This is a genomic window from Maribacter sp. R86514 (genome assembly GCF_044597005.1).
Lineage (GTDB): Bacteria > Bacteroidota > Bacteroidia > Flavobacteriales > Flavobacteriaceae > Maribacter.
In genome coordinates this window covers 463,004-487,700 of sequence record NZ_CP138999.1, presented here as the reverse complement: position 1 = coordinate 487,700, position 24,697 = coordinate 463,004, and the positions used below count along the sequence as shown (strand labels likewise).

The window sequence follows — 24,697 nt, the reverse complement described above, 5'->3', positions numbered from 1 at the left end:
AGAAGTCTTTATATTCATGGCAATTATTTGAAGACCCAAACTAGATTCTAAAATCTAGTTGGTAATGTGTAAAATATTATAGTATTCTAACTTTTAGATATGTCAGATTCATTCAATAGCATAACTGCTAGAAGAATTTGACCTTTTAAAAAAAAATCAAATTTTATTTAAGAAATTTATATTTGAAGACCAATATGTCGTTTTGTATCGACCAGTAAACTGAAAGTTTCTTTTGACCATAATGGACAAAAATGATAATAATTGAAAATCGAAAAAATTCATAGCAGGGGATTTTTTTGATGTATAGTTTTTTTTTATAAAATATAAATTGAACTACAAAAAATATGTTATTATTTTAAAGATACTTACCGACACATGTATAAGAAGATAAAATGTTGTGAGATAAGAGAGAAGTGTATGTAAAACTGCAATTATTGTATACCAATAATAAGACAAAAAGAGCATTTTATCGATAAGCCCTTTAAATTCAATACTTAACGACTAATTTTTATTTTCAAATAAAAATTAGAAAATATACCGCCTTTATCATGTTATTAAACGGATAAAGAATGTTTTTTCTCTGATATTAATTGGGATTTCAATATGTAGAAAAGGGTTAAATTTTAAAATTCTTACAAAGAAAAACAAAATTTTTTATTACAGTACATTTGATTAATTGAAAGAAAAAAATCCAATTTAATTGTGATTTTTAAATAGAATAAATTCATTTTAATAAATAAAAAATGGTGTATAAACAAAGCTTGATTGCCTTGTTAATACACCACTTTCAATAAATCTGCTATTGAACTTATAAGACTCTATGCCTCACAACTAGCACAATCTTTCTTTTGTTTGAACTTTTGTGCCGCGTTCATGCTATGTTGGTAGTACAATGACTTCAACCCTAATTTCCATGCAGTTACATGTATTTTATTGATTTCTTTAACCGGCATATCTGGGTGAACAATAATATTTACCGACTGCCCTTGATCAATATGGTTTTGTCTATTCGCTGCCTGATAGATAATATCCATCTGATCAATTTCAGAATATGTTTTAAATACGTCTTTCTCTAAATCTGAAAGGAAATCTAAATGCTGAACCGAACCGTCAAAATCACGAATACTATGCCATACTGCTGTGGTATTCATTCCTTTTTCCTCTAAAAGTTCAATCAAGAAAGGATTTCTAATAGTAGTTTTCACTTTGGCGATATCCTTTACATATGTATTCGACCATATTGGCTCAATACCTTGAGATACTTGACCAAGTATAAAAGCTGAAGATGTCGTTGGAGCAATTGCATTCAATGTTGCGTTTCTTCTGCCGTAACCCTTTAATACTTCTGGCTCACCAAACTTCTCTGCTAACTCTTCTGAAGCACTGTATGATTTATCTTTTATCGTTTTAAATATTTCACTATTTAAATTGTATGCTTCTTGACTGTTAAAAGGCAACATTTTAGATTGCAACAATGAATGCCAACCTAATACACCTAAACCTAAAGCACGGTTATCTTTCGCAAAATTATATGCTCGCTCCATAAACAAGAACGTTTGGCGATCTTCACGACTTTCTGAATCACGGTATACCTCTAATTTCTCACAAAACTCAGTAATCACGGCATCTAAAAAGAATACCATTGTTTCTACAGCATCGGTATCTTTCCATTTATCATAATGAAGAACGTTTACAGAAGATAGTACACATACGAACGACCATTCGTCGCTTGATGGTAACATAATCTCTGTACATAAGTTACTTGCGTAAACCTTATGTCCTTTTTCTTGGTACACATCTGCAGCACCATTATTAGCATTATCCTTAAAGAAGATATATGGGTAGCCCATTTCACCTCTTCTTTGCAATACTTTTGCCCAGATAGAACGCTTCTCGTTATCACCATCGACCATTTCTTGCATCCACTCATTTGTAACTGTTACACCATGAGTCAATTCTTGAATAGGGTTACCTTCAGTTCCTATTTCCAAGAATTCTTTAATGTCTGGGTGCTCTACAGGTAAATACGGAGAAAAACGACCACGACGAACAGAACCTTGACTTACAACATCTACCATAGATTCAAAAAGCTGCATGATATGTACCGCTCCAGAAGCTTTACCATTATTCTTTACCTCTGCTCCTCTATGTCTAATGTTACCAAAATAACCAGATGTACCACCACCTAACTTAGACATCATCCCTACTTCTGACTGCGTATATAGAATATTGCCCATATCATCGGATATGTTAGAACCGAAACAGCTAATTGGCAATCCTCTTTCTTTTCCAAAATTAGACCAAACCGGAGATGCCAATGAGTAAAAACCTTCACTCATATATCCGTAAAATTTGTCTGAAAAACCGGGCATGTTCAATATTTGCTCAGCTCTATCCGCAATTTCGCGAATACGGGTTTCAGCAGAAACTCCTGGAGATAAATAACCAGAAGCCAAAAAGTTACGGCTATCTTGATTTAACCACTTAAAACCTTCATCATTATCTTTCTTCAAGCTATCAAGGGCTTCCTTTCTAGCTTGTACAAGTTCATCTGAACCATTCAATTTTACTACTTCTTGAATGCTAGTCTCTAATTTAATTTTTGAATCGTTCATTTAAAATAAGTCGTCACTGGTTATACTTTGTGTTCTTTTGCTATAATTGATAGAGCGCTTTACGAAGAAATCTCCATGTTTTGTACCGATAATTTCATCATCAAACCATTCTGTTTGTGATAATAATTCTTCGTCTACGTCAAATATTTTTTCAATACCAATACTTTCTATAGAATCGTTAAATCTCTTTTTAATGAATTCCTTAACTAAGTTCTTAGGCAAGAAATCAATTTCACCCGCTTCGAAAATCCAATCTATGACATCACTTTCAGATGCAAAGGCTTCTTTACACATATCTTGAACAGATGCGTGGAATTCCTTATTGAACCATGTAGGGTTTTCATCTTTTATAATGTTAATGATATCTATACCAAAATCACCATGTATCTGCTCTTCTTTAGAAGTTGCCTCTACCACATTAGAAATACCTTTGAACATATTCTTATGCTTATTGAAAGCCATAATGATCAAGAACTGAGAGAATAACGATACGTGCTCTATAAATAAAGAGAACAATAAAACCGATTCTGCATACTCTTGATTATTCTCGCTCTTAGAATTCTTTAGGGCTGTTTCTAGGTAATGTACCCTTTTCATGATTACAGGTTTCTTCTTCAAGTTTTTAAACTCTTCGTTCAACCCTAGTATTTCCAATAAATGCGAGTAAGCATCATGATGTCTTACTTCACTTTCAGCGAACGTTGCACCTACCGATCCAATTTCTGGCTTTGGCATTTTCTGATAGATATCGCCCCAAAAACTTTTTACCGCAACCTCTATTTGAGAAATAGCAAGCATTGTGTTTTTTATTGCGTTTCGCTCAATATCCGTCAATCCCGTTTTAAAATCTTGTATATCACTAGTAAAGTTAAACTCTGTATGAATCCAATACGAATGTCTAATTGCCGATACATATTCATATAACGCAGGGTATTCATAAGGCTTAAGATTTACACGTTTTTCAAAAACATTTGACTTTCTTCTCTGCGCTTGTTCATTTCTGTAGATAATGTATGCTTTGGCTACATCAAAGAAACTGCCTTCCATTAATTTATTTTCAACGAAATCTTGAACTTCCTCTACTGTAGGAATATAGCTGGCATCGACTTCTTTTCTTTCCAATAGTGCCAAATGAACATTATTTGATATAATTTCGGCATCACTGGGTCCACCATGTTCTACAGCTGTCATAGCCTTTAAAATGGCGTTTGTAATCTTGTGTAAATGGAAAGGTTTTGTTGAAAAATCCCTTTTTATGACTTCTGTTATCTTCATGTTAATACAAAGTTAAATTAGTGGGTAATTAAGCGAGGTGTAAAGTTCGAAAATTAATCATCTTAATTTTACATTTACTGCGTTAAGCTTTTAACAGGGTTATCAACAATTTGTTTTTTCGCATAAAAAATATGGTTAAAATCCGTTCTTAAACACAATTTTAATTTACTGAAAATCAATTATTTAAAATTATTTATTTAAATTTTGAAATGAAATATCTTTAAAGAAACACTTCAGCTAAAACTTTTTTAAAAGTTTTTTTTCGTTCTTTTTCATAAGCTATTTTTTATAAAAAACCACTATCCATGTTCATGTAAATTTTATATTAAAATTTACATGACTTTAAGTAGTTTTCCCTCAATTAAATAGCAAAATTCACATGAACCTAAGCATTATATTTTTAAACTTAAACCACAACTTTAGAAAGCTCTCTAAAAATACTTTTTATAGATTATTCTGTCTTTTGCAGCACCAAAACTTTAAGAATGCACTTCTGAGTAAATAATGGCATTTTTTGTAAGAATTTTTGAGATATAGCGATTTAATGCCGAAATTTTCATAAGCTATTCTTTTTCATTTTCGTCATTTATATAGTACAAATTATGATACTCATTTTCAGAAATAGTTTTAAATGAATATATAATTCTAAGTCATTTTAGTGTGGAAAATTTTGCTCTTTAAATGTGTATGTTGATGGCTTAGGTTATTTTATCGCTTGTATAGATAATTTACTATTAGATAACTGGCAATATACTTCTAACTTAATGTGATCTTTTTTTGACCACTATAAATTGTACCTTTTTATCTAAAGGAATATCAGTATCGTCATTTCCTTTTAATAACAAACTAAAGTATAACTCTCTTAAAATAAATTGAAGATTTTACGTTGATTGTGTATTCTTAAAATTGCCATGTTATTATATATGTTGTATAATAAAGTCACGCCATTCATATTATAAACAGCATCAGAAAATAAATCCATTTAATATTTAATACTTTTGAAAAAGGAAACAGCATATATGACCATTGAAGATTTAGTTGGAGAATATAATATCTTAGGAGGCAACCAAGATGCCGAACAGCATTCTTACAAAGGAAAACTGATTTTGTCTTTAGATGATAATACCAGAATAAATGCCAACTGGACTATAGGCACTAATCAACAACAAACAGGCACTGGATTTTTTAAAAACAATATTCTAGTTATCAACTTTAGATACACTGGTGAAGACCGTAATATTTATAAAGGTGTTGCTGTTTATCAATGTATCAGCAAAGATATTTTAGACGGATTTTGGTCTGAGAAACATGGTAATCCTCTTTATTTAGGAGAAGAGCGCTGTTTTAGGGCAAAGTCAAAATCTATGATGTTAAACTAATAATCGTATACGATAGAAAACTAAAGTTAATACTATTTTATTCCTGTAATTTTGTAAGTACAATTTTAAATAAGTTACAATGACGAAAGACCATGAGTTTTTTATGAGAAGAGCCATTGAAATGGCAGCAAAGGGAATGAACTCGAACGCCGGCGGACCATTTGGTGCCGTTGTTGTCAAAGATGGAGAAATTATTGCGGAAGGCCATAATAAAGTTACCTCTACCAATGACCCAACAGCACATGCAGAAATGGTGGTGATTAGAGATGCCTGTAATAAACTGAATTCTTTTCAGCTAACCGATTGTATTATTTATACTTCTTGCGAACCATGCCCTATGTGCTTTGGTGCTATTTACTGGGCTAGACCTAAAGCTGTGTATTATGGTTGTGATAAAGCTGATGCAAAAACCATTGATTTTGATGATCAATTTATTTATGATGAACTAGAAGTTGAAATGCAAGACAGACAAATTCACTTTAAACAAATGTTACAAGGCGAAGCTGTTGAAGTTTTCAATAACTGGGCTTCTAAACATAATAAAACGAAGTATTAATAAAATTAAGATAAAAGATATTAAGGGGATTTCACTAGCAACCTCTCCAATTCTTCTAGTGATTTCCCTTTTGTTTCCGGCACTTTTACTACGATAAACAATAATCCTATTATTGCACAAATTGCATATAATAAAAAGGTAAGTGAATTACCAAGATTGGTTAATTGCCAAGGAAAAACCAGTTGTACCAAAAAGGCAAACGTTAGGTTTACCAAGCCTACAAAAGAAATTGCGAGTCCGCGGATACGGTTTGGAAACAGCTCTGAAAACAGTACCCACATTACAGGACCGATCGATACGGCATAAAAGGCTACAAACAACAAAATTCCACACAAAATAAGTACGGAATTCATATTTGCAGAAGCTGTAACCAATGCAGCTTCATATTGTTTTGCTTTTTCATCTCCTAAAACATTTGCAATGGCAGCTTTGAAATCTAAATCAGAGGTAAAAGTCTGACTTTCTATTGCCCTTAGTTTTTCAATTGCCAATTCATTAGGTAAACTTGTCAAAGCTTCACTATCCAAAGTATAGGTAGCATTCTCAAAACCATATGCTAATATCAACATAGAAATTGCCATACCAACCATACCATAGACCAACATTGGTTTTCTACCAATCTTATCTATAATTTTCATAGCAATTACAGTAAATACCAAGTTCACCAAACCAACAAGAATGGCTTGTAAAAATGATGCATCAGTTCCAATACCGGTTTGCTCAAAAATCAATGGTGCGTAAAACATTACAGAATTGATACCCACCAACTGTTGAAAAATCGCAACGATAATACCTACTAAAATAACCAGGCGTATATTCTTTTTAAATAACTCGCCAAATCGTAAGTTCTCTTTTCTACCTTCTTGAAGAATACTCTCCTCAATTGATTTCATTTGCGTTGCGGCCTCTTCTAGACCTACGAACTTTTGTAACGTTTGTTTAGCCTGCTCTAAAGAACCGCGCATTGACAACCACCTGGGACTCTGTGGTACACTGAACAAACCTAAATAATAAAATAGCGCAGGTAATACCTCTAAACCAAGCATCCAACGCCAGTTCCAGGTTTTTAAATTGATTGAATTCACCCAATCATAATTGCTTTCTCCCAATTTCAAGATTAAGTAGTTTGTGAAAAAGGCAGCAGAAATACCAATGACTATGTTCAATTGATTAAAGGATACCATCTGCCCTCTTTTTTCGGGCGGACTAACTTCTGCGATGTACATTGGTGCAATTATTAAAGCTGCACCAACTGCAAAACCACCAATCAACCTACCGATGATGAGCATGGTAAACGTGGTAGAAAATGCTGAAAAAAGCGCCGATATAGCAAATAACAGAGCTGCATATTTTAATACCGACCGTCTGCCAACCTTATCGCTCAAGGGTCCGGCAATGAACGTACCAAGTGCCGCTGTCAAGGTTATTGAACTCACCAGCCAACCTAATTGAATATCGTTTAGGGCAAATTCTTTTTCTACGAACTTTAAGGTACCAGAAATTACGGAGGCATCAAAACCAAGTATAAAGCCACCTAAGGCCACTATTGCTGCAATTTTCGTTACATAACTTTTATCTACCCCCATTTACCGTACAAATTAATGTTACTATTAAAAAACAATGCTCCATATTAAATGGAGCATATATCTTTATGTTAATTAAATTTAGCTTTTAAAAGGAGCCAATTTTTCCCAATCGAAAACAACACCTGTACCAGGAGTGTCGGGAGCTACCGCTCTATGATTCTCCACGACCAAAGGTCTTAAGGTATATTGATCTATTGGAAAACTATGCACCTCTAACCAACCCGCATTTGGTTGTGACGATACCAAACTTACATGTAATTCTTGCATACCATGACTACAAACAGGTATGTTGTGCTCATTAGCCATTTGGGCAACTCTTAGCCAACCTGTTATACCACCACAGTTAGAGGCATCTGGTTGAATAAATGATAGTTTAGATTGAGCAAATGCATATTCAAATTCATGAATAGTGTGCAAATTTTCACCCATGGCCAAAGGAAAACCTGTACGATCAACAATTTCACCGAACCCTAAATAATTATCGGGTATTATCGGTTCTTCAAACCAAGTAATATCATATTGCTTAAAGCCCTCTATAGCTTTGATTGCATTTTCAACGGTCATTGAATAATTGGCATCGACCATAAAAGTAACGTCAGGACCAACAAATTCACGTACCGCTTTTATGCGCTCTAAATCTTCTTCTAGATTATCTCTTCCTATTTTTATTTTCACGGCATTGAATCCGTTATCCAAATAGCTTCTCATATTGTTTAAAAGCTTAGGAATAGGAAACTGCAAATCTATACCGCCACAATAAGCCTTACAAGTATTATCGGCACCACCAGCCATTTCATGCAAAGGCTTATTCGCTTTTTTACAGCGAATATCCCAAAGGGCTATATCAATGGTTGAAATGGCGAACGAAGCTATACCTCCCCTACCCACATAATGAATATGCCATTCCATTTCTTCATATAACTCCTCTATTTTTGATCCATCCTTTCCTATTAGAAAAGAGGTGAAATCTTTTTCTACCATGGCTCTGGTCGCATGACCGCCTTTGCCACCAGTATACGTATATCCAGTACCTTCAGAACCATCTTCTAGAGTAATGGTAGTAGTAACCAATTCAAAATGAGTATGATCGCCGTGCTTGGCATCATTCATTACTTCTGGTAACGGAACCTTAAATAATTGACAATCAACTTTTGCTATTCTTGTACTCATTAGGCTTTATGTCTTACGTAAAACGTTTTCTTTTCCATATACTGCTCAAATCCGTATTTACCGTCTTCACCACCAGACCCACTTAACTTGTAACCGTTATGAAAACCTTGGTGCTGCTCTCCGTGACCACGGTTTACATAAATTTCCCCATACTCAAGTTCATCGTTACAACGCATGATCTTATTCATGTCATTAGTAAATATCATGGCTGCCAGACCGTATTCACAGTCATTTGCATAACCAATTACCTCATCAAAATCCTTAAACTTTAATACAGGTAAAATCGGTCCAAAAGACTCTTCATGCACGATGGTCATATTTTGGGTTACATCTGTTAAAACAGTTGGTTCGAACCAGTAGCCTCTATCAAATTCCCCGCCAGTTAAACGCTTACCGCCCGTGGCAATAGTAGCGCCCTCATCTACACTTACTTTTACCAAATGCTCCATATGCTCCAACTCGCTTTTATTCACTTTTGGCCCCATGTCGGAATCTTCTAGCATTGGATCACCAACCTTAAGTGCTTTGGTCTTTTCTATAAATTTATTCATAAAGGTTAAATAAATATCTTCGTGAACATACATACGCTCATTACAAGTACACACTTGACCACAATTATCGAATCTTGAATGCAATGCAGCGTCTACGGCAGCATCTATATCGGCATCTTCAAATACTATAAATGGTGCTTTTCCACCTAATTCCAATTGTACATGCGTTAAATTTTGAGCTGCCATTTTAGCTATTTGTTGACCTACCGGTGTTGAACCGGTCATGGTCACCATTTTTGTTATAGGGTTCTCTACCAAAGCGGTACCCATTGCCCTACCCGGTCCGGTGATAATATTCAACAAACCATCTGGCAAACCTACCTTTTTAGCCAAGTGACCTAGCTCTAAAGTTGCTAACGGAGTTTCCGATGTTGGTTTTACCACAATAGCATTACCTGCTACCAAAGCCGGACCTATTTTTCTTCCTGCTAATGCCAATGGGAAATTCCATGCCGTAATTGCCACAACTACACCACGTGGTATTTTTTGGATCCAGATCTGCTCATTTGGATTATCAGAAGGGATGATATCTCCTTCTATTCTTCGTGCTCCTTCACAAGCATATTCTATAAAAGAAGCGGTAACGGCAACTTCCATTTTAGCTACCTTTAGCAGTTTCCCCTGCTCTTTCACCAATAGTTCTGCCAACATATCTGCATTGGCCTTTATTTCTTGTGCAAATTTGTAAAGTAGTTCTGCTCTTTGCCTTGCAGGTACTTTTTTCCATTCTTTCTGTGCCTTATCTGCAGCTGCCAAGGCTTGCTCTGCCTCTGCAACAGTTCCATTTTGAACCGTTGCATAAACTTCTTCCGTCGATGGATTTACAATATCGATGGTTTCGCCAGAGGTTGAAGTAACCCAAGCTCCATCTATAAACATTTTGTATTCTTTTATTGATGCCATTTTTCTGTTTTTAGTTTGATTATCTACCCATCCAACCTCCGTCTACCAGAGTGATGCTACCGTTCATATATGCTGCTGCGTCCGAAGCTAAAAAGACTACAGGACCTGCAAAATCTTCAGGTTCGCCCCAACGCCCTGCAGGTATTCTTGCAAGAATTGAGTTAGCGCGCTCTGGATTATTACGTAATGCCTCTGTATTATCGGTACTTATGTAGCCCGGTGCAATAGCATTTACATTTACGCCACTACCTGCCCATTCATTTGCGAATGCCATAGTCAACTGACCTATAGCTCCTTTACTAGCCGCATAACCCGGTACTGTAATACCACCTTGGTAGGTTAATAAAGATGCCGTGAAAATTACCTTTCCTGATTTACGTCTCACCATTTCCTTACCTATTTCCCTGGTTAAGATGAATTGGGCATTTTGGTTGACCTCGATTACTTTGTCCCATAACTCATCTGAGTGTTCCACAGCCGGTGCCCTTAATATGGTACCCGCATTATTTACCAAAATATCTATAACAGGAAAGTCATTTTTTACATCGGATATAAAACCGTACAACGCTTTTCTATCACTAAAATCACATGCATAGGCTTTAAAATCTCTACCTAATGCTTTTACTTCCTTTTCTACATCACTACCGCTTGCCTCTAAGGTGGCACTTACACCAATGATGTTTGCACCAGCCTCTGCAAGTCCTACAGCCATAGCTTTACCTATACCTCTTTTACAACCGGTTACCAATGCTGTTTTTCCTTTTAAACTGAATTTATCCAGTACTCCCATTTTCTTATAAAATTTTAGTTCTTAGTTAAGATTGACAATCCATCAAGACTTTTAATCCGTCAGGGTTTTTATCTATATTTTCAAATACCGTTTGTATGTTCTTTAGCGGCTGTACATCTGTAATCATATCATTAAACGGCAATTCGTTCGCTGTAATTAAGCTTATGGCCTTTTCATAGTCTTCTTTCTCATATACTCTAGCTCCTATAAGTTTTAGTTCTTTCCAAAAGAATTTAAAAAGATCAACTTCTTTCTTTTGACCATGTATGGCAACCATTACTATTCTACCTCTAATACCGGCAACCTCTGTCATAATATCTAATGCCGGTTGCACCCCTGCAACCTCGAATACGACGTCTGCGCCCTTATCATCGGTCTTACTCTTTACATAAGCCACCAAATCAGTATTTATTGGGTTTATAGCATCAAGACCTAATTCTTTTGCCTTTGCTATTCTAGTTTCATTTACTTCGGATACGACAACCTGAGCGCCTTTTTCCTTGGCTACCAAAGCGACCAAAAGACCAATAGGTCCACCGCCCAAAACTACTGCGGTCTCACCTGCTTTTAATTCGCCCATGCGCACGTCATGAACGGCTACCGATAATGGTTCTATTAAAGCTGCCAATTTTAAATCTGTTTCTTCTTTTAATTTATGAAGTGTAAAAGCTGGCACGTTCCAGTACTGTTGCATAGCACCCGGGCTATCAATACCTATAAACTTTAGCTCCTCGCAAATATGATTAAATCCTTTATCTGATGGTTTTACTTTTCTATCATCTAATGGCCTAACTACAATTTTATCACCTACGTTGTAACCGTCTACGCCTTCGCCTATTGCATCAATTGTTCCTGACATTTCATGACCAATGGTCTCTGGTATACTTACACGCTTATCCATCATACCATGATAGATATGTACATCTGTACCACATACACCTACGTATGCCACTTTTATTCTAACTTCCCCCTTTGCAGGAGCTTCCATTTCTTTTTCTATTACAGAAAATGTTTTATCGCCTTTGTACTGTGTTGCTATCATTTTATATTGCTTTTTCTCCTATTGCTGTATGTGATGTTTTATTATATGCTGAAAATCTTTGTATACTTTGATAGTCATCGTTATTGTAAATGTGGGTCAATCCCCATTTCAGTATTTCTACTGGACTATCATTAGTGCTCACCGTTCTATTTAAACCTATTGCGTGTGGTGCATTTTGAATGCTCGATACAATTTCAAAATTAATACCGTCAGGTGACCATTGAATGGTATTTTTCTCAGGTCCGTCAGTTGTAATCAATGACGCTATACCATCATTATAGGGCCACACACAAATTTCATGACCACTATTGCTGATGGGATTGTATACCGATTTTTCGTAGGGTCCTAAAGGATTATCCGCAATGGCGACACCATGTCTAATTTGACGACCACCAAACGTAATCTGCTCACCCATCTGCTCTCCTTTATAATACAGATAAAATTTACCTTTATAAGGTAGAATACATGGATCATGAACCTTATGACTATCAAAATCTCCTTTTTTTTCGACTTTAAACCTATTATCTTCCTCACCCGACCATACACCGTTATCGGCGGGTGAAAGAATCGGTTCCGGTAATTTGTGCCAAGGACCATTTGGAGAATCTGACCAAGCTAATCCTACTTGATTTTTTACCCTAACGGTATATGGACTTTTAACGGTTTGGTAACTGAGGTAATATTTACCATCATGTTGCATTATCTCTACCGTAAAGACTGAACGGTCATCAAAAGAACCAGAATCTCCTCTTTTAACGGCTATTCCTTCTTCTTTCCATGTCCAACCATCTTTAGAAGTGGCATACCATATATCGCAACGATCCCAAGGAAAAACTTTATCATTTTCAATGTCTCCGGCAAAACCTTGTGTAGGACCTATACTTTTGCTGTACCATACGTAATACATACCGTTTTCTTTTATAATGGCGCTAGGATCTCTTCTACAGACCCCTTCTTCATATGCTAAATCTCCCAATAAAGGTTTTAACGGCTCAAATTCTACAAACCATTCATTGCCAACATCTGGCCATTCTAATGCGCGTTTTGATGCTGCACTTAAAAATTGTGCATTGGAAATACCTAAATTGTCTAGGCGTTCTTTTGAAATATTTTCTTTTTTAATCGCTAGTTTATTTATGGTTTACACGGATTTTTATCCATTTACTAAAATGCTAAGCTGTCTATCTAAATAATTATTTGTTGTTGATTGGTAAAATATGACACAGGCAAAAACCAAAAGTTAATGCGATTATCAAATACTTACTTTTTACTTTCCAACAATTTCATTTTTACAATTTTTTATATAGACGATTATCATTTCGATAATGAGAAGCAATTTAGAAATAACAATTCATCTACATTAAAATAGATACTGAACAAAAACTGTACATGTATTTAAAAGGATAAAACAGTAATACCAAGCCCTACTTTTTCAATTGAAAACTAACACTTTTATACTTCTATTTGCGCAACATATTAGTTAAGAAACACTACATATGATCAAACGGATAAAAAGCGTAAACACTAATATCACATGCTAAATACAAAGTACCCCCATAACCATCTTGCCACACAAACAATAACTATATTAACAAGAACACTAGGCAAAAACTTTTAAGGTCTAGTTTTTGTTCAGGCAATATTTATAAACCTAAATAGAAGCTTGAAATTTAAACGACCACAATTGTAACAGTAGTTGTTTGAAGAAAAAATTTATGTGCGTTAATATCAAGGTAAAATCATAATTCAACGATATTTAAGAAATAAGCAAGAATTAAGATTAATATAATGGTACCGTAAATAACACTCTTAAGTTTATCAAAGCTTTTCCCTGATTATATATGCAGTATTACATTGGTTAAGTCGGTTCGCTACTTTTATTCTTGAACTATATATTTAAATATCAAATTGCAACGAATACGCATATATAAATGAATATCATCAAAGGTATTATTCAACAATAATAGCGTAATGATGTATTATGGCATACCCTTATAAATGGGCGATAAAATCTTCAAGATTTTCTTTTCTTTCCAGTTTTAATTTTTTGCGTAATCTATAACGTGTTGTATGTACAGATTCTACAGATATTCCTAATAGCCTAGCCATATCTTTACTAGAAAAATTCAATTTTATAAGAGCACAAACTTTGTGATCACTTTGTGTTAGGTTCGGGTATTTCTTTGTTAATTTTTTATAGAATTTTTCATTGACTGCCGTAAACCTCAGTCTAAATTCCTCCCAATTATTATTATTGTTCACAGAGATGGTTCGCAATAATTTATTGATTTCTGTCTGACCAAGATTATCTTTATTAGATTTTAATTTTTCCTTTAAATCTTTTAAAAACTCATCTTTCTCTACAAGTTGAAGCACCGAAGCAGCTAGTTCTTTATTCTTCAACTCTAAAAGCTCGTTAGCTTTTTGAATCTCTAATTCTTTATTTCTTCTAATCAGTTGTTTCTCTAACTTATGCTTATTTCGTAAGTGTCTAAAAAAGAAGAATGCCAATATTAAAATAAAAACTATAGCGCCTGACAAAATTATGCGCTGTAACATTGAAATTTTTTCCTCTTGTTTTAGTTTTTCGAATCGTTGTTTTTGTATTAAATCTAATTGGCGTTGTTTTTCGATTCTAAATTCATCTCGAATTTCTAGCATAGATTTATTTTTAGAACTTCTGCCATCAAAAAAGAGTGCATCTAATTTCTTTGCTATTTTTAAATTCTCATATGCTTTTTGATAATTACCCTGCTTCTTATAGTGCTCTGTTAATCGCTCATAAATAAGAGGTGTAAAATCAATATGACGATTATACTTCTCTGATATATCTATAGCCTTCTCATAATACTTGACACCGTTGTACAAATCTCCTAAATTCTGCAACACGTCTCCCCAATAAGTATAAACTAAAACCATGTAGGTTGGTCTATGTTCCAAAAACCAAGGTTCTACACTTTTAAACAACTCAAGTGCTTCTTCATTCCGACCTTTTTTAGATAAAATAAACGCCTTCTCAAAATTCAATTGAGGCATTGGTAGTTGATTCTTTACCTCTTTGTAATATATAAAACAGCTATCTAAATACTTGCTTGCCATTTCTGGCATATCAAACTCTCGATAAGTACTTACAAAAGCGAAATAATTATGCACTAAATACGCTGGTGCCGTTCTGCCTTCGTTGACCATTTCCTTTCTTATCTTCAAAGCCTGATTTAAATATTTCAAAGACTCTTTCTCTCTTTTATAAAAGCTATAGAATCTACCAAGTCGCCATGCGATAAGTGCGTCTAAGGAATCATTTTTTATTTGCTCTGCCAATGAAAGTGATTGCCAAAATAAATCATATGAATTGGCATAATCTGCACGATGACCATACACATCTGCCAATTGCATTAAAACGTCAATACCTTTTAACGTATCCCCATCACGCAACAAGCTTTTATGTTTTTCTTCAAGTTCTTTAATTGCCGCTGTTGAACCCTCATATTCTTTTCCATACGGAAGTATGAAAAAATCGTCATCGTCTTTGTTTATGCTGTCAGTAACTTGTGCAAAGAGTGTACAATTAAACAGAAAAATGATGACAAATAAAACTTTATCAATATTAGGATTTAAACTAGAAATAAGGTGTTTCACAACTGTACAAATAGGTAGTTATTATATGTTTAAATATACAATAACTAATTGATTATAATTTTTTATTTAAAATGCTAGACAAAGAAGTTAACCTAAAGTGCAAATCGAACAGGTTGTATCAATAACAGTAAAATAGTCTATTGTTTTTTAGTGATTTATTTTTTTAAACAAGTAAATTCTGCGAAATAGATATTAAACATTCAGCTCTACCTTCATTATCACTAGACATAGATAACCTTTGGTCAAGAAAGCAAAAAAAGAGCATGGTTACAACCCCATGCCCTTAACTAAATTAAAATAAACTAACAACTATTTTTCCACTGGCTTATAAATTCTAATCCAGTCTACCTTAAGTGTATGTCCTTCGGTGTCCGAGAGCTCATTATCCGTAGGCGTATATGTATCTGCTTGATTGCCTGATGCAGGACTAGACCTCCAATCCTGATCCTCTACATCTATAATAATATCCATTTCTTTACTTAAGCCTGTACGAGTATCATTACTCATATCACCAGGGTTGGTAGCATTGGTATAAAACAAAGGGTCTATTTGTTCTTTACCTTCTACGGTTCTTACCAACTCACCGTCTATATAATACTCCAAATGCCATGGATCTCTCCAGTATACACCGTAAGTATGATAATCTTCCCTCCATTTTATATTGTCTTTCATATACCAAGTACCGGCATCTTTTGGTTGATAATCTTGAAAAGGTTCCCTTATAAATACGTGGTGACTTATATGCATTCTTTCCTCATACCATGAATGACTTGCTTGAGCACTTTCTGAAAATTCAGCTCCGTAAGCCTCCATAAAATCAATTTCTTGGGTATCATCAGGACTTAACATCCAAATACCGTTAGCCAAAACGGAATTCATGATTTTTGCTTTGACCTCAATATATACAGGGTATTGTACTCTCGTTTTATTGGTGATACATCCTGTACTTATTTTGTTAGTTCCTTCTTTTCTTTTTGCCGGTATCTGCAATAGACCGTCTGCAACAAAGGGTATATCTCTACTCCACTCCGTTAATCCTGGTCCAGACCAATTATTATGGTAAAAGTCATCCCATTTATTAAAAAAGGCATCACCTTTATTTCCTGCAGGTGCTTCATAATTAAAATCATCTGAAAAATCTTGAAATTCCCATTCCAATCCAGAACCTGGGTCTGCAGGTACTGCCATAGTACTATAATCTTCTTCTACATCATCTTCTGCCTCTACTTTTTGGTCTGAGTTTTCAACCTCATCTTCTTTAGGTTCAATAGGTACGTCTGAGCTCGAACTACAATTAGATGCAGTTAATAAAAAAAGAAATAATGCCGAAAGCACTAAAAATTTGAATTTCATGAGTGAGTTGATTTTAAGCTTGGATATAATTACTTTTTCAAGGTACGCTTATGTGGTTTATCGAGTAAATAAATCAACTAGACAAAAACTAACATTGTACTGAACATTTACTGATACGGGTATTTTAAAAGAATACACGAATAGACCAAATAATAAGACCTGTCCTTTAAAATAAGGGCATCACCTATATAAAATTGTCTAGACCATTAAAATGGCCACAAAAAAGAACACTATAAAACCCATTAAAATTTTGTACTTTAAAAGTGAATTACACCAACTAAACCAAGAATAAAATGTTTTTAAAAAGAGCAGCAGGCATTTTTCTGTGCTTCTTAGTGATCAGCTTATATAGCTGCAAGAACAAAAAGCAAGAACCTTATGTTTTAAAAGCAAGTCTGCTGGTCAACGAAGACCATTCGTGGCACAAAGCCTTTGTATTTTTTAGCGAACGATTAAAAGAGAAATCGAACGGTAGATTATTACTCGAGACTTTCCCTTCAGAACAACTGGCCAAAGAAGTTGAAGCCATTCGAATGATCCAAGCTGGTGTTTTAGATATGACCACCACTAGTTCCCTGCTTAGTAATTGGACAGAGATAATGACCTTTTGCGAATTACCCTTTCTATTAAAAACGCCGGATGATGTAGAAATTTTAATGCAAGGGCCTTTAGGAAAGCGCATTTCACAAGTAATGGAAGAAAAAACCGGTCTAAAGCCCTTAGGCTATTTTCAAGCAGGTGTTCGGCAATTAACTTCGAACAAACCGATAAGGCATCCTGATGATTTACAGGGTTTGATTTTACGTGTACCCAATGTTCCTTCTTTTGTCACCGCTTGGGATGCCCTTGGTGCCAAAACCACACCAATGGCTTTTTCTGAAGTCTTTACCTCTTTACAACAAGGTACTATAGATGCCCAAGAAAATCCCCTGGCACTTATTAAAGTTTCCGGCTTCTATGAAGTCCAAAAATATGTAAACCTCACCAACCACGTCGTTAGTTGGACCTACCCGGTTATCGGCGAAAAATCATTTGAAAAATTACCTAGTGATTTGCAAGCTATCTTTTTAGAGGCTGCCGAGGAAATGATTACCTATCATCAAGAATTGTTCTTAGAAAACGAGAAAAAAATTAGAGCTGAACTTGAAGTTAAAGGAATGGTTTTTATAAATGTTGACAATGCCGCTTTTATTGAAAAATGTGGTTCCGCCATATATGAAACGCTATCTCCTGAAATGCAAAAAACCTATGACACCGTTAAAAAAGATTTACCATGATATCTTTCTTTAAGTTTTTTAGAAAAGCAATGAAGTGGGGAACTATCATTAGTACCTTACTGTTTATAGCAATTACACTAATTCAAATTTACGGACGCTTTTTTATGACAAAAGCCCCATCTTGGACAGAAGAAGCTGCGAGAGTGGCGTTTATTTATGCCATTGCCTTCGCTGCTGGATTAGCCGTTAGGGGTACGTATTATGTAGACTTCGGTTTTTTGGTCGAAAAGTTTAGTACCAATACCCAAAATATAATCAAGTTTTTTATCTGGGCTGTGACCACGGTCTTTGTTTTAATATTTACCTACCACGCCATTGATTTTCTATTGATGGGAACCATTGAAAAGTCTCCAAGTTTAAAGTATAGAATGGCTATATCCTTTTCAGGAATTGCCATTATGGGACTTTCTATACTGGTGCATTTGATTTACGAGAAACCTAAAAGCAATAAACCCTCTAAAATATGATTGCCATACTACTTATTGTTTTTGTTATTTGCCTTTTAATGCGATTTCCTATCGCTTTTTCATTGGGAATTTCATGTATGATTTTTTTAATCTGCAATGGTACCGACCTTATCATCATGCCCATGAAAATGTATTCCGGAATAGATGTTTTTGTGTTACTGAGTATACCCGGTTTCATTATTGCCGGTAATCTTATGAACCAAGGTGGGTTGACCTCTAAAATCATAAAATTCTGTAATCACCTTATTGGTCATGTGCCTGGCGGACTTGCTTTGGCAAACATTGGTTCTTCTATGTTGTTTGCAGGTATTTCCGGTACGGCAATTTCAGATACCGCGAGTATTGGTTCCGTAATGATACCAGCCATGAAAAAGGAAGGTTATGATGCCGATTTCGCTTGTGCCGTAACCGCATCTTCTTCTACCGTAGGACCAATAATTCCTCCAAGTGTACCCATGATTATCGCTGCTACGCTAAGCGGACTTTCGGTAGGCAAGTTGTTTTTAGCAGGAGCTTTACCCGGCTTATTATTGGGTGTTGCTATGTTGGTACTCACCTACTACATCGCCAAAAAAAGAAATTACCCCAAATACAAACGAAGTTCTTTTAAGCAAATATTTAAAGGGTTTATAGATACGTTTTGGTCTTTGTTAATGACGTTTATCATCCTATTCGGAATCATTGGTGGAGTTTTCACACCTACCGAAGCATCAATCATTGCAGTACTTTATGCCTTTTTAGTCGGCACTTTTGTGTATAAGCGACTTAACTTTAAAAAGACCATGGTTATTTTAATCGATGCCATGAAAACATCTGCCAGCCTAATGGTCCTTATTGGCTTTGCCAACTTATTTGGGTATATCCTGGTTTCTGAAAAAGTACCTCATGAGATTTCAAATATGATTTTAGGTTTTTCAGACAACAAATATGTGGTGCTGCTACTTATTAACCTACTCTTAATTTTAGTGGGTACGTTTATGGAAACCATAGCAGCACTTTTAATTCTATTCCCAATTTTATTAAAGGTGGCTTTAAGTGTAGATATAGATCCTATTCATTTTGCTATTATCGCATTACTCAATTTAATTATCGGGTTGACCACCCCACCATTAGGGGTATGCTTATTTGTAGCGTCGGGTATAGGAAAAGTTCCTTTAGAAAAAGTAAGCAAAGCGAATTTGCCTTACCTAGGTATTAGTTTTTTAGTATTGATTTTAATCACCTTATTTCCACAAATAACACTGTTTTTACCAGACTTATTTATGGGCGATTGAAGCATTAAAAAACAAATAGGTTTTACGAACATGTTCTTGCCAATACTCCCATTGATGCCCACCACTAAACTCTGTGTATTCATGCGGTATTCGCAATTCGGTCAATTGCGCATGCAAATCTCTATTACCATTAATCAGTTGATCTGCTTTGCCACAATCAAACCGTAATGGTGGCAATGTAGTTTTATTATCCGTAATTATATCTACCACGTTAGGTTGGGTTGCATTTTCGGTATAATCACTTAAAGGTTCTTCTACAAAAAGTTCCATTTCTTCTAATTTAGTAATGGCACTGTGTGCAGAAATAGCACTAAACTTATCAGAATATTTTGCGCCCAAACTTAAAGCACCATAACCTCCCATGGACAACCCACCAATACAAAGTTTACTTTTATCACCCGCTTCCGGAATGTTTTCTTGAATAGCCAATGGTACATCTTCAACAATCCATTTTGCAAAATCTTTGTTGTGATGTGGAAAATAAGCAGAACCATCTCCCCATAATCCATCCGAAGGCATAGCTATAATTGCCGGTGCTATTTCTCCATTTTGCATCATTTCGTGTGCCGATTTATGTGCACCTCCTTTTAGAGCCCAAGCCCATGCGCTACCATAAACCCCATGTAACAAACTATAAATAGGTAAATTCTTGAGTGGCTTTTCGCTTTTTGGAACAAATACACAGATATCTCCCCTACCCTTTAAATTCGGCGTTTTTACCGTTAGAAATCGGAGTCCGTCAAACTCAAAATTTGCATCCGAAAGTTCTATGGTTCTAAATGATCCTTGCATAGTTTATTTAAAAACAATTACACCTTTTGCGTTTTTACCTTTCAACATATCATCAAAGGCTTCATCAAGTTGGTGCAGTTCATATTCTTTGGTTATCATCTCATCTAACAATAATTCCCCCTTTTTATACAAGCCCATGATTTTAGGAAAATCTATTTGTGGGCGACATTTGCCATAAAGCGGATTCATATAAATTTTATCCCACTCGAACAAACGCATATCAATAGTTATTTCTTCTTCTATACCACTAACTTGCACTGCCGTACCGGCATTGCGCACCATGGCTAAAGGGGCAGCACCAAGTGCAGGAATAGCAGTACACTCAAAGGCATAATCTGCTAATTTGTAACCAAGTAGTTTTTTTACTTCAGATGCCGCATTTAGCAATCCCTCATCATCTTTTTGGGCTAGAATAACATCTGTAGCTCCAAACTTTTTAGCCATTTCCAATTTATTAGGATTGATGTCTATCGCAATAATCCTATTGGCTCCTGAAATTTTACAAGCATTGATCACATTTAAGCCAACACCACCACAACCCAAAATTACAGCCGAACTACCTGCATCTAATTTTGCGGCGTTAACTACGGAGCCGTAACCCGTCATGACCCCGCAACTAACTATAGCGGCGGCTGAAAAATTCAATGCCGCTGCTTCCACCTTTACCAAGGCAGAGGCTTTCACTAAAACATATTCACTTAAACAACCTAAATTAAATGAGCGCTCAATAGCCTTGCCTTTCCATTTGGTACTTTCTAGGTTTGCATGCCCAGGAGTATGTCCATTACCACCAGCCACTACGGGAGAATTGTTATCGCAAATATGCTGATTACCTTCTTGACATTGAAAACAATGCATACACGGTGTCGCCCAATTCAATATGACTTGATCTCCTACTTTAAATTCTAAATTTCCATTGCCTACTTTTTCTACTATACCTGCACCTTCATGCCCCATAACAATAGGCTTGCCCCATGAAAGGGAGTCATAGTCCGTATGGCAGAGTCCGGCTGCTTTCATTTTTACCAAAACCTCATCGCTATTGGGCTCATCAATGGTTATGGTATCTATATTAAACTTTCCATCACCTGTGGCAATAGCTGCTTTTACATTAATGGGCATTTGTTTCGGTTTTAATTAAGTTATTGGGTTTAAACGGAATTGTATGATCAGCTATTTTAATTGGGTCTACCAAAGTATTATTTTTTATAAACTTACCCCCTAACACAAAGGCTTTACCATTGTTAACGGCGTCTACAGCAATTAAGTCATCATTCTTAAAATACCATATAGAAAAACAATCTTCCTTATCAGCCTCCGTACGAACAACCAAATTCGTATATCCTTTAGATAATCCTACCATCTGCAATTTTACGTGAAACTGATCTGACCAAAACCAAGGTATGGCACTATATTGCTGTGCTTCACCAACCACATTTGCCGCAACTATTTTTGCCTGATCTACGGCATTTTGCACACTTTCCAACCGCATCCATGCTTCATATTTGGGATGATAAAATTGGGCAACATCTCCAATGGCATACACATCTTTCACTGAGGTATGTAAATTTGCATCTACCTTAATGCCGTTATCAATTTCAGCACCTATTTCTTCCGCTAAAAGTGTATTTGGTTTTACGCCAGTACCTACAATTAAAACATCTGCAGAATATACCTTGCCATTACTACATTTAATTTCTATAGAAGTTTCCTTTTCCTCTATTTTAACAACAGATGTACCCGTGTAAATTTCAACTCCATTTGCCGTATGTAATTCTTGAAAATAATTGGCTAATTCCAAAGGAGCTACGCGTGCAAGAATACGTTCTTCACGTTCTAAAACGGTAATATCACCACCCATTTTCTTTAAAGAAGCTGCGGTTTCCAGCCCAATATAACCACCACCAATTATTACAACTTCTTTGTTGGCACTTGTCTTAAAATCTTGTTGTATTTGCAGGGCATCAACCGCATTACGTAATACCCTTACTTTTTTACAGGCTGATATTCCTTCAATAGGTGGAATTATTGCCGAGGCACCAGTAGCCAATACAAGCTTATCATAGTCTAAAATTTCTCCCGTACTCAAAGCTACCGACTTCTGTTTTTCATCAACCTTAATTACACTAACACCTAATTTTAAGGTAATGTTTTCTTCTAGGTATCTCTCTTTAGCAAATAATGGTTTAAAGCTAGAAGTTTCTACATCTTCTATGGATAAATAGTCTTTGGACAAGGGTGGTCTGTGGTAGGGCAAATACTCATCGGCATCAACCAAATAAATAGCACCCAGCCAACCTTGTTTTCGAAGTTCTAGAGCACAATTGGCACCAGCGTGACTTGCCCCTATAATTACGCAATTTAATTTTGTAGTATCCACAAGTATATTTAGTTAGCCACATTTACGGTTATACCATCAATGGTTTCTGAAATAGGAATTTGACAGCATAATCGGCTATATTCGTTTACGTTATCATCAAACTCGAGCATATCCGACTCTATTTCAGTTGGTGCTTCTAATTTTTGATAGATTGCTGGTGCTACATGTACATGACAGGTAGCACAGGAACATACACCTCCACAATCGCCATCTATACCGGTAACCTTATGCTTTACAGCCAGCTCCATTAAACTACCAGTACTTGCTTCTAGTTGTATTTCTTCTCCTGCCTTGGTGATATAGGTTATTTTAGCCATCTTATTTTGCGTTTAGTTTTATAATTAGTTCATTAAAGCCCACCTTACGTTTATGAGCTCCCCAATCTTCAATATTTTCTGCGGCATCCATAATTTCAACAGTACTTACCTTTTCAGTAAATACTCGTAAAAACACTTTCATCAATTGCCTTGCATGTGTAGCTCCCAAACATTTATGGGCACCAAAACCGAATGCTACATGCGGATTCATTTTGCGATCCAAAACAATCTCGTTCGGATTATCAAATACACTTTCATCTCTATTGGCAGATGCCCAACATAAGGATACACGGGTATCTTCTTTTACAACGTGCCCGCTAATTTCTTTCTCTTCTTTTACCACTCTGCCCATATGCGTCAACGGAGAAAAATAGCGCACGAATTCTTCTATTGCCGTATTCACCAATGTGGGATTATCATGCAATTTCTCAATAGCTTCTGGATGTTCTGCTAAATAGGCTATGGTATTGGTCAAATAATTAATAACCGTATCTCTGCCCCCAGCAAAAGTTAAAATAAGTACCCCTTTCACCTCCTCTTTGGTCATTTTACGACCTTGATATTCCGAGTTCAGTAAAACGGAATACAAACTGTCATTAGGTACTGCAATGACCTTATCTATTTCAGCATCTATATAATCATATAAAATAGAAGCTTTATCCGCATCTAAATCAGAATCTTCACTTCTAAACACATGCGTTCCCCAAGAAATCCAAGTTTGCGCTTCGGTTAAAGGTATGTTCAGCAATAAGGTCAATGCTTTTGATTGTATGGGTAGCGACAATTCTGAAATGGCTTCTATACTTCCTTTTTGCAGTACACGTTCGATTTCTGCCTCAACAATCTGCGTTAGTTTATTTTCATAATCGGGATCTAGAGGGCGTTTGAACCAATCTTCTACCAAGGCACGATATTCTGTATGCTCAGGCGGATCTACTTCAAACGGAATTTGCCTAGTATCTCTAATATTTACTTCTGATGGAACTACAATTCTGCCTGGCTTAGCAGCAGAACTAAAACCTTTGGTATTATGTGCCGTTTTCCTAACATCTTTAAAGCGTAACAACATGGTTACTGGGTCGTTTTGGTCATTAAAAGGACAAGTTCCCTTGGCTTTCCTTGTGTCTTTAAATGCATCGGAAAAATTGCTTGCGCTCATTTAGGTCTCTAATTTTAAATATTTACAATTAATAAAGACCATCTTTTACTAATTCAATAAAATTACACTGGTCTTACTACAAAAATCTTAAATAATTAGACTTCTGCTATAGTCTATATTTGCAATTAATTAATCTATATTATCATTATTTTAAAATAAATTGACATATATT

Annotated in this window: 20 protein-coding genes; 5 read left to right on the top strand and 15 right to left on the bottom strand. The window is 35.5% G+C overall.

The window, feature by feature from the left end:
• Positions 1-818: 818 nt before the first annotated feature.
• The gene (locus SJY30_RS02010) at positions 819-2,615 is read right to left on the bottom strand and encodes a ribonucleoside-diphosphate reductase subunit alpha (RefSeq protein WP_396633951.1); all 1,797 of its coding nucleotides are present in this window, start codon (positions 2,613-2,615) and stop codon (positions 819-821) included.
• Positions 2,616-3,890 (bottom strand): ribonucleotide-diphosphate reductase subunit beta, encoded by a 1,275-nt coding sequence (locus SJY30_RS02005; protein WP_396633950.1) that lies wholly within the window; start codon positions 3,888-3,890, stop codon positions 2,616-2,618.
• A 1,019-nt stretch (positions 3,891-4,909) separates the two neighbouring features.
• On the opposite strand from SJY30_RS02005, the gene SJY30_RS02000 reads away from it, so the two are divergent.
• Together SJY30_RS02000 and SJY30_RS01995 are read left to right on the top strand one after the other, a co-directional pair.
• Positions 4,910-5,269 carry a hypothetical protein gene (locus SJY30_RS02000; protein WP_396635298.1) on the top strand — a complete coding sequence of 120 codons (360 nt, stop codon included), beginning with the start codon at positions 4,910-4,912 and terminating at the stop codon, positions 5,267-5,269.
• A gap of 79 nt (positions 5,270-5,348) precedes the next feature.
• Positions 5,349-5,825, top strand: coding sequence for a nucleoside deaminase (locus tag SJY30_RS01995; RefSeq protein ID WP_396633949.1), 477 nt, complete (start codon positions 5,349-5,351; stop codon positions 5,823-5,825).
• A gap of 20 nt (positions 5,826-5,845) precedes the next feature.
• On the opposite strand, the gene SJY30_RS01990 is transcribed toward SJY30_RS01995, so the two are convergent.
• The 8 genes from SJY30_RS01990 to SJY30_RS01955 all read right to left on the bottom strand — a co-directional run bounded on the left by SJY30_RS01990 (position 5,846) and on the right by SJY30_RS01955 (position 16,859).
• On the bottom strand, positions 5,846-7,411 hold the full coding sequence (locus SJY30_RS01990) for a sugar porter family MFS transporter (protein ID WP_396633948.1): 1,566 nt from the start codon (positions 7,409-7,411) through the stop codon (positions 5,846-5,848).
• Between the two features lie 78 nt (positions 7,412-7,489).
• Positions 7,490-8,581, bottom strand: coding sequence for a mandelate racemase/muconate lactonizing enzyme family protein (locus SJY30_RS01985; protein WP_396633947.1), 1,092 nt, complete (start codon positions 8,579-8,581; stop codon positions 7,490-7,492).
• Positions 8,581-10,035 (bottom strand): aldehyde dehydrogenase, encoded by a 1,455-nt coding sequence (gene aldA / locus SJY30_RS01980; RefSeq protein WP_396633946.1) that lies wholly within the window; start codon positions 10,033-10,035, stop codon positions 8,581-8,583. The genes SJY30_RS01985 and aldA overlap by 1 nt, the downstream gene beginning before the upstream one ends.
• A gap of 19 nt (positions 10,036-10,054) precedes the next feature.
• Positions 10,055-10,825 (bottom strand): SDR family oxidoreductase, encoded by a 771-nt coding sequence (locus SJY30_RS01975; RefSeq protein ID WP_396633945.1) that lies wholly within the window; start codon positions 10,823-10,825, stop codon positions 10,055-10,057.
• A gap of 25 nt (positions 10,826-10,850) precedes the next feature.
• Complete coding sequence (locus SJY30_RS01970; protein WP_396633944.1) at positions 10,851-11,867, bottom strand: zinc-binding dehydrogenase; 1,017 nt, start codon at positions 11,865-11,867, stop codon at positions 10,851-10,853.
• Position 11,868: 1 nt separating this feature from the next.
• Positions 11,869-13,005 carry a glycoside hydrolase family 117 protein gene (locus SJY30_RS01965; protein ID WP_396635297.1) on the bottom strand — a complete coding sequence of 379 codons (1,137 nt, stop codon included), beginning with the start codon at positions 13,003-13,005 and terminating at the stop codon, positions 11,869-11,871.
• Positions 13,006-13,859: 854 nt separating this feature from the next.
• Positions 13,860-15,506 carry a hypothetical protein gene (locus tag SJY30_RS01960; RefSeq protein WP_396633943.1) on the bottom strand — a complete coding sequence of 549 codons (1,647 nt, stop codon included), beginning with the start codon at positions 15,504-15,506 and terminating at the stop codon, positions 13,860-13,862.
• A gap of 309 nt (positions 15,507-15,815) precedes the next feature.
• The gene (locus SJY30_RS01955) at positions 15,816-16,859 is read right to left on the bottom strand and encodes a family 16 glycosylhydrolase (protein WP_396633942.1); all 1,044 of its coding nucleotides are present in this window, start codon (positions 16,857-16,859) and stop codon (positions 15,816-15,818) included.
• Positions 16,860-17,152: 293 nt separating this feature from the next.
• On the opposite strand from SJY30_RS01955, the gene SJY30_RS01950 reads away from it, so the two are divergent.
• From SJY30_RS01950 to SJY30_RS01940, 3 genes are read left to right on the top strand one after another with little or no spacing between them, the layout of a single operon-like run.
• On the top strand, positions 17,153-18,136 hold the full coding sequence (locus tag SJY30_RS01950; RefSeq protein WP_396633941.1) for a TRAP transporter substrate-binding protein: 984 nt from the start codon (positions 17,153-17,155) through the stop codon (positions 18,134-18,136).
• Positions 18,133-18,603, top strand: coding sequence for a TRAP transporter small permease (locus SJY30_RS01945; RefSeq protein WP_396633940.1), 471 nt, complete (start codon positions 18,133-18,135; stop codon positions 18,601-18,603). Before SJY30_RS01950 ends, SJY30_RS01945 begins: the two co-directional genes overlap by 4 nt.
• On the top strand, positions 18,600-19,877 hold the full coding sequence (locus SJY30_RS01940; RefSeq protein ID WP_396633939.1) for a TRAP transporter large permease: 1,278 nt from the start codon (positions 18,600-18,602) through the stop codon (positions 19,875-19,877). The genes SJY30_RS01945 and SJY30_RS01940 overlap by 4 nt, the downstream gene beginning before the upstream one ends.
• Here SJY30_RS01940 and SJY30_RS01935 read toward each other — a convergent pair.
• From SJY30_RS01935 to SJY30_RS01915, 5 genes are read right to left on the bottom strand one after another with little or no spacing between them, the layout of a single operon-like run.
• Positions 19,860-20,669: an alpha/beta hydrolase gene (locus SJY30_RS01935; protein WP_396633938.1), complete on the bottom strand. Its 810-nt coding sequence runs from the start codon at positions 20,667-20,669 to the stop codon at positions 19,860-19,862. The two genes, SJY30_RS01940 and SJY30_RS01935, sit on opposite strands and share 18 nt — an antisense overlap.
• Positions 20,670-20,672: 3 nt before the next feature.
• On the bottom strand, positions 20,673-21,791 hold the full coding sequence (locus tag SJY30_RS01930) for a Zn-dependent alcohol dehydrogenase (RefSeq protein WP_396633937.1): 1,119 nt from the start codon (positions 21,789-21,791) through the stop codon (positions 20,673-20,675).
• Positions 21,781-23,049 carry an NAD(P)/FAD-dependent oxidoreductase gene (locus SJY30_RS01925; RefSeq protein WP_396633936.1) on the bottom strand — a complete coding sequence of 423 codons (1,269 nt, stop codon included), beginning with the start codon at positions 23,047-23,049 and terminating at the stop codon, positions 21,781-21,783. Before SJY30_RS01925 ends, SJY30_RS01930 begins: the two co-directional genes overlap by 11 nt.
• Positions 23,050-23,057: 8 nt before the next feature.
• Positions 23,058-23,366 (bottom strand): 2Fe-2S iron-sulfur cluster-binding protein, encoded by a 309-nt coding sequence (locus tag SJY30_RS01920; RefSeq protein WP_396633935.1) that lies wholly within the window; start codon positions 23,364-23,366, stop codon positions 23,058-23,060.
• A gap of 1 nt (position 23,367) precedes the next feature.
• A complete protein-coding gene (locus SJY30_RS01915) occupies positions 23,368-24,525 on the bottom strand; it encodes a cytochrome P450 (RefSeq protein WP_396633934.1) in 1,158 nt (385 codons plus the stop codon).
• Between the last annotated feature and the right edge of the window lie 172 nt (positions 24,526-24,697).

What these genes read in the sequence shown, in the direction of transcription:
- SJY30_RS02010 (WP_396633951.1), bottom strand. Translation starts at nt 2,615, where the DNA reads ATGAACGATTCAAAAATTAAATTAGAGACTAGCATTCAAGAAGTAGTA.
- SJY30_RS02005 (WP_396633950.1), bottom strand. Translation starts at nt 3,890, where the DNA reads ATGAAGATAACAGAAGTCATAAAAAGGGATTTTTCAACAAAACCTTTC.
- SJY30_RS02000 (WP_396635298.1), top strand. Translation starts at nt 4,910, where the DNA reads ATGACCATTGAAGATTTAGTTGGAGAATATAATATCTTAGGAGGCAAC.
- SJY30_RS01995 (WP_396633949.1), top strand. Translation starts at nt 5,349, where the DNA reads ATGACGAAAGACCATGAGTTTTTTATGAGAAGAGCCATTGAAATGGCA.
- SJY30_RS01990 (WP_396633948.1), bottom strand. Translation starts at nt 7,411, where the DNA reads ATGGGGGTAGATAAAAGTTATGTAACGAAAATTGCAGCAATAGTGGCC.
- SJY30_RS01985 (WP_396633947.1), bottom strand. Translation starts at nt 8,581, where the DNA reads ATGAGTACAAGAATAGCAAAAGTTGATTGTCAATTATTTAAGGTTCCG.
- aldA (WP_396633946.1), bottom strand. Translation starts at nt 10,035, where the DNA reads ATGGCATCAATAAAAGAATACAAAATGTTTATAGATGGAGCTTGGGTT.
- SJY30_RS01975 (WP_396633945.1), bottom strand. Translation starts at nt 10,825, where the DNA reads ATGGGAGTACTGGATAAATTCAGTTTAAAAGGAAAAACAGCATTGGTA.
- SJY30_RS01970 (WP_396633944.1), bottom strand. Translation starts at nt 11,867, where the DNA reads ATGATAGCAACACAGTACAAAGGCGATAAAACATTTTCTGTAATAGAA.
- SJY30_RS01955 (WP_396633942.1), bottom strand. Translation starts at nt 16,859, where the DNA reads ATGAAATTCAAATTTTTAGTGCTTTCGGCATTATTTCTTTTTTTATTA.
- SJY30_RS01950 (WP_396633941.1), top strand. Translation starts at nt 17,153, where the DNA reads ATGTTTTTAAAAAGAGCAGCAGGCATTTTTCTGTGCTTCTTAGTGATC.
- SJY30_RS01945 (WP_396633940.1), top strand. Translation starts at nt 18,133, where the DNA reads ATGATATCTTTCTTTAAGTTTTTTAGAAAAGCAATGAAGTGGGGAACT.
- SJY30_RS01940 (WP_396633939.1), top strand. Translation starts at nt 18,600, where the DNA reads ATGATTGCCATACTACTTATTGTTTTTGTTATTTGCCTTTTAATGCGA.
- SJY30_RS01935 (WP_396633938.1), bottom strand. Translation starts at nt 20,669, where the DNA reads ATGCAAGGATCATTTAGAACCATAGAACTTTCGGATGCAAATTTTGAG.
- SJY30_RS01930 (WP_396633937.1), bottom strand. Translation starts at nt 21,791, where the DNA reads ATGCCCATTAATGTAAAAGCAGCTATTGCCACAGGTGATGGAAAGTTT.
- SJY30_RS01920 (WP_396633935.1), bottom strand. Translation starts at nt 23,366, where the DNA reads ATGGCTAAAATAACCTATATCACCAAGGCAGGAGAAGAAATACAACTA.
- SJY30_RS01915 (WP_396633934.1), bottom strand. Translation starts at nt 24,525, where the DNA reads ATGAGCGCAAGCAATTTTTCCGATGCATTTAAAGACACAAGGAAAGCC.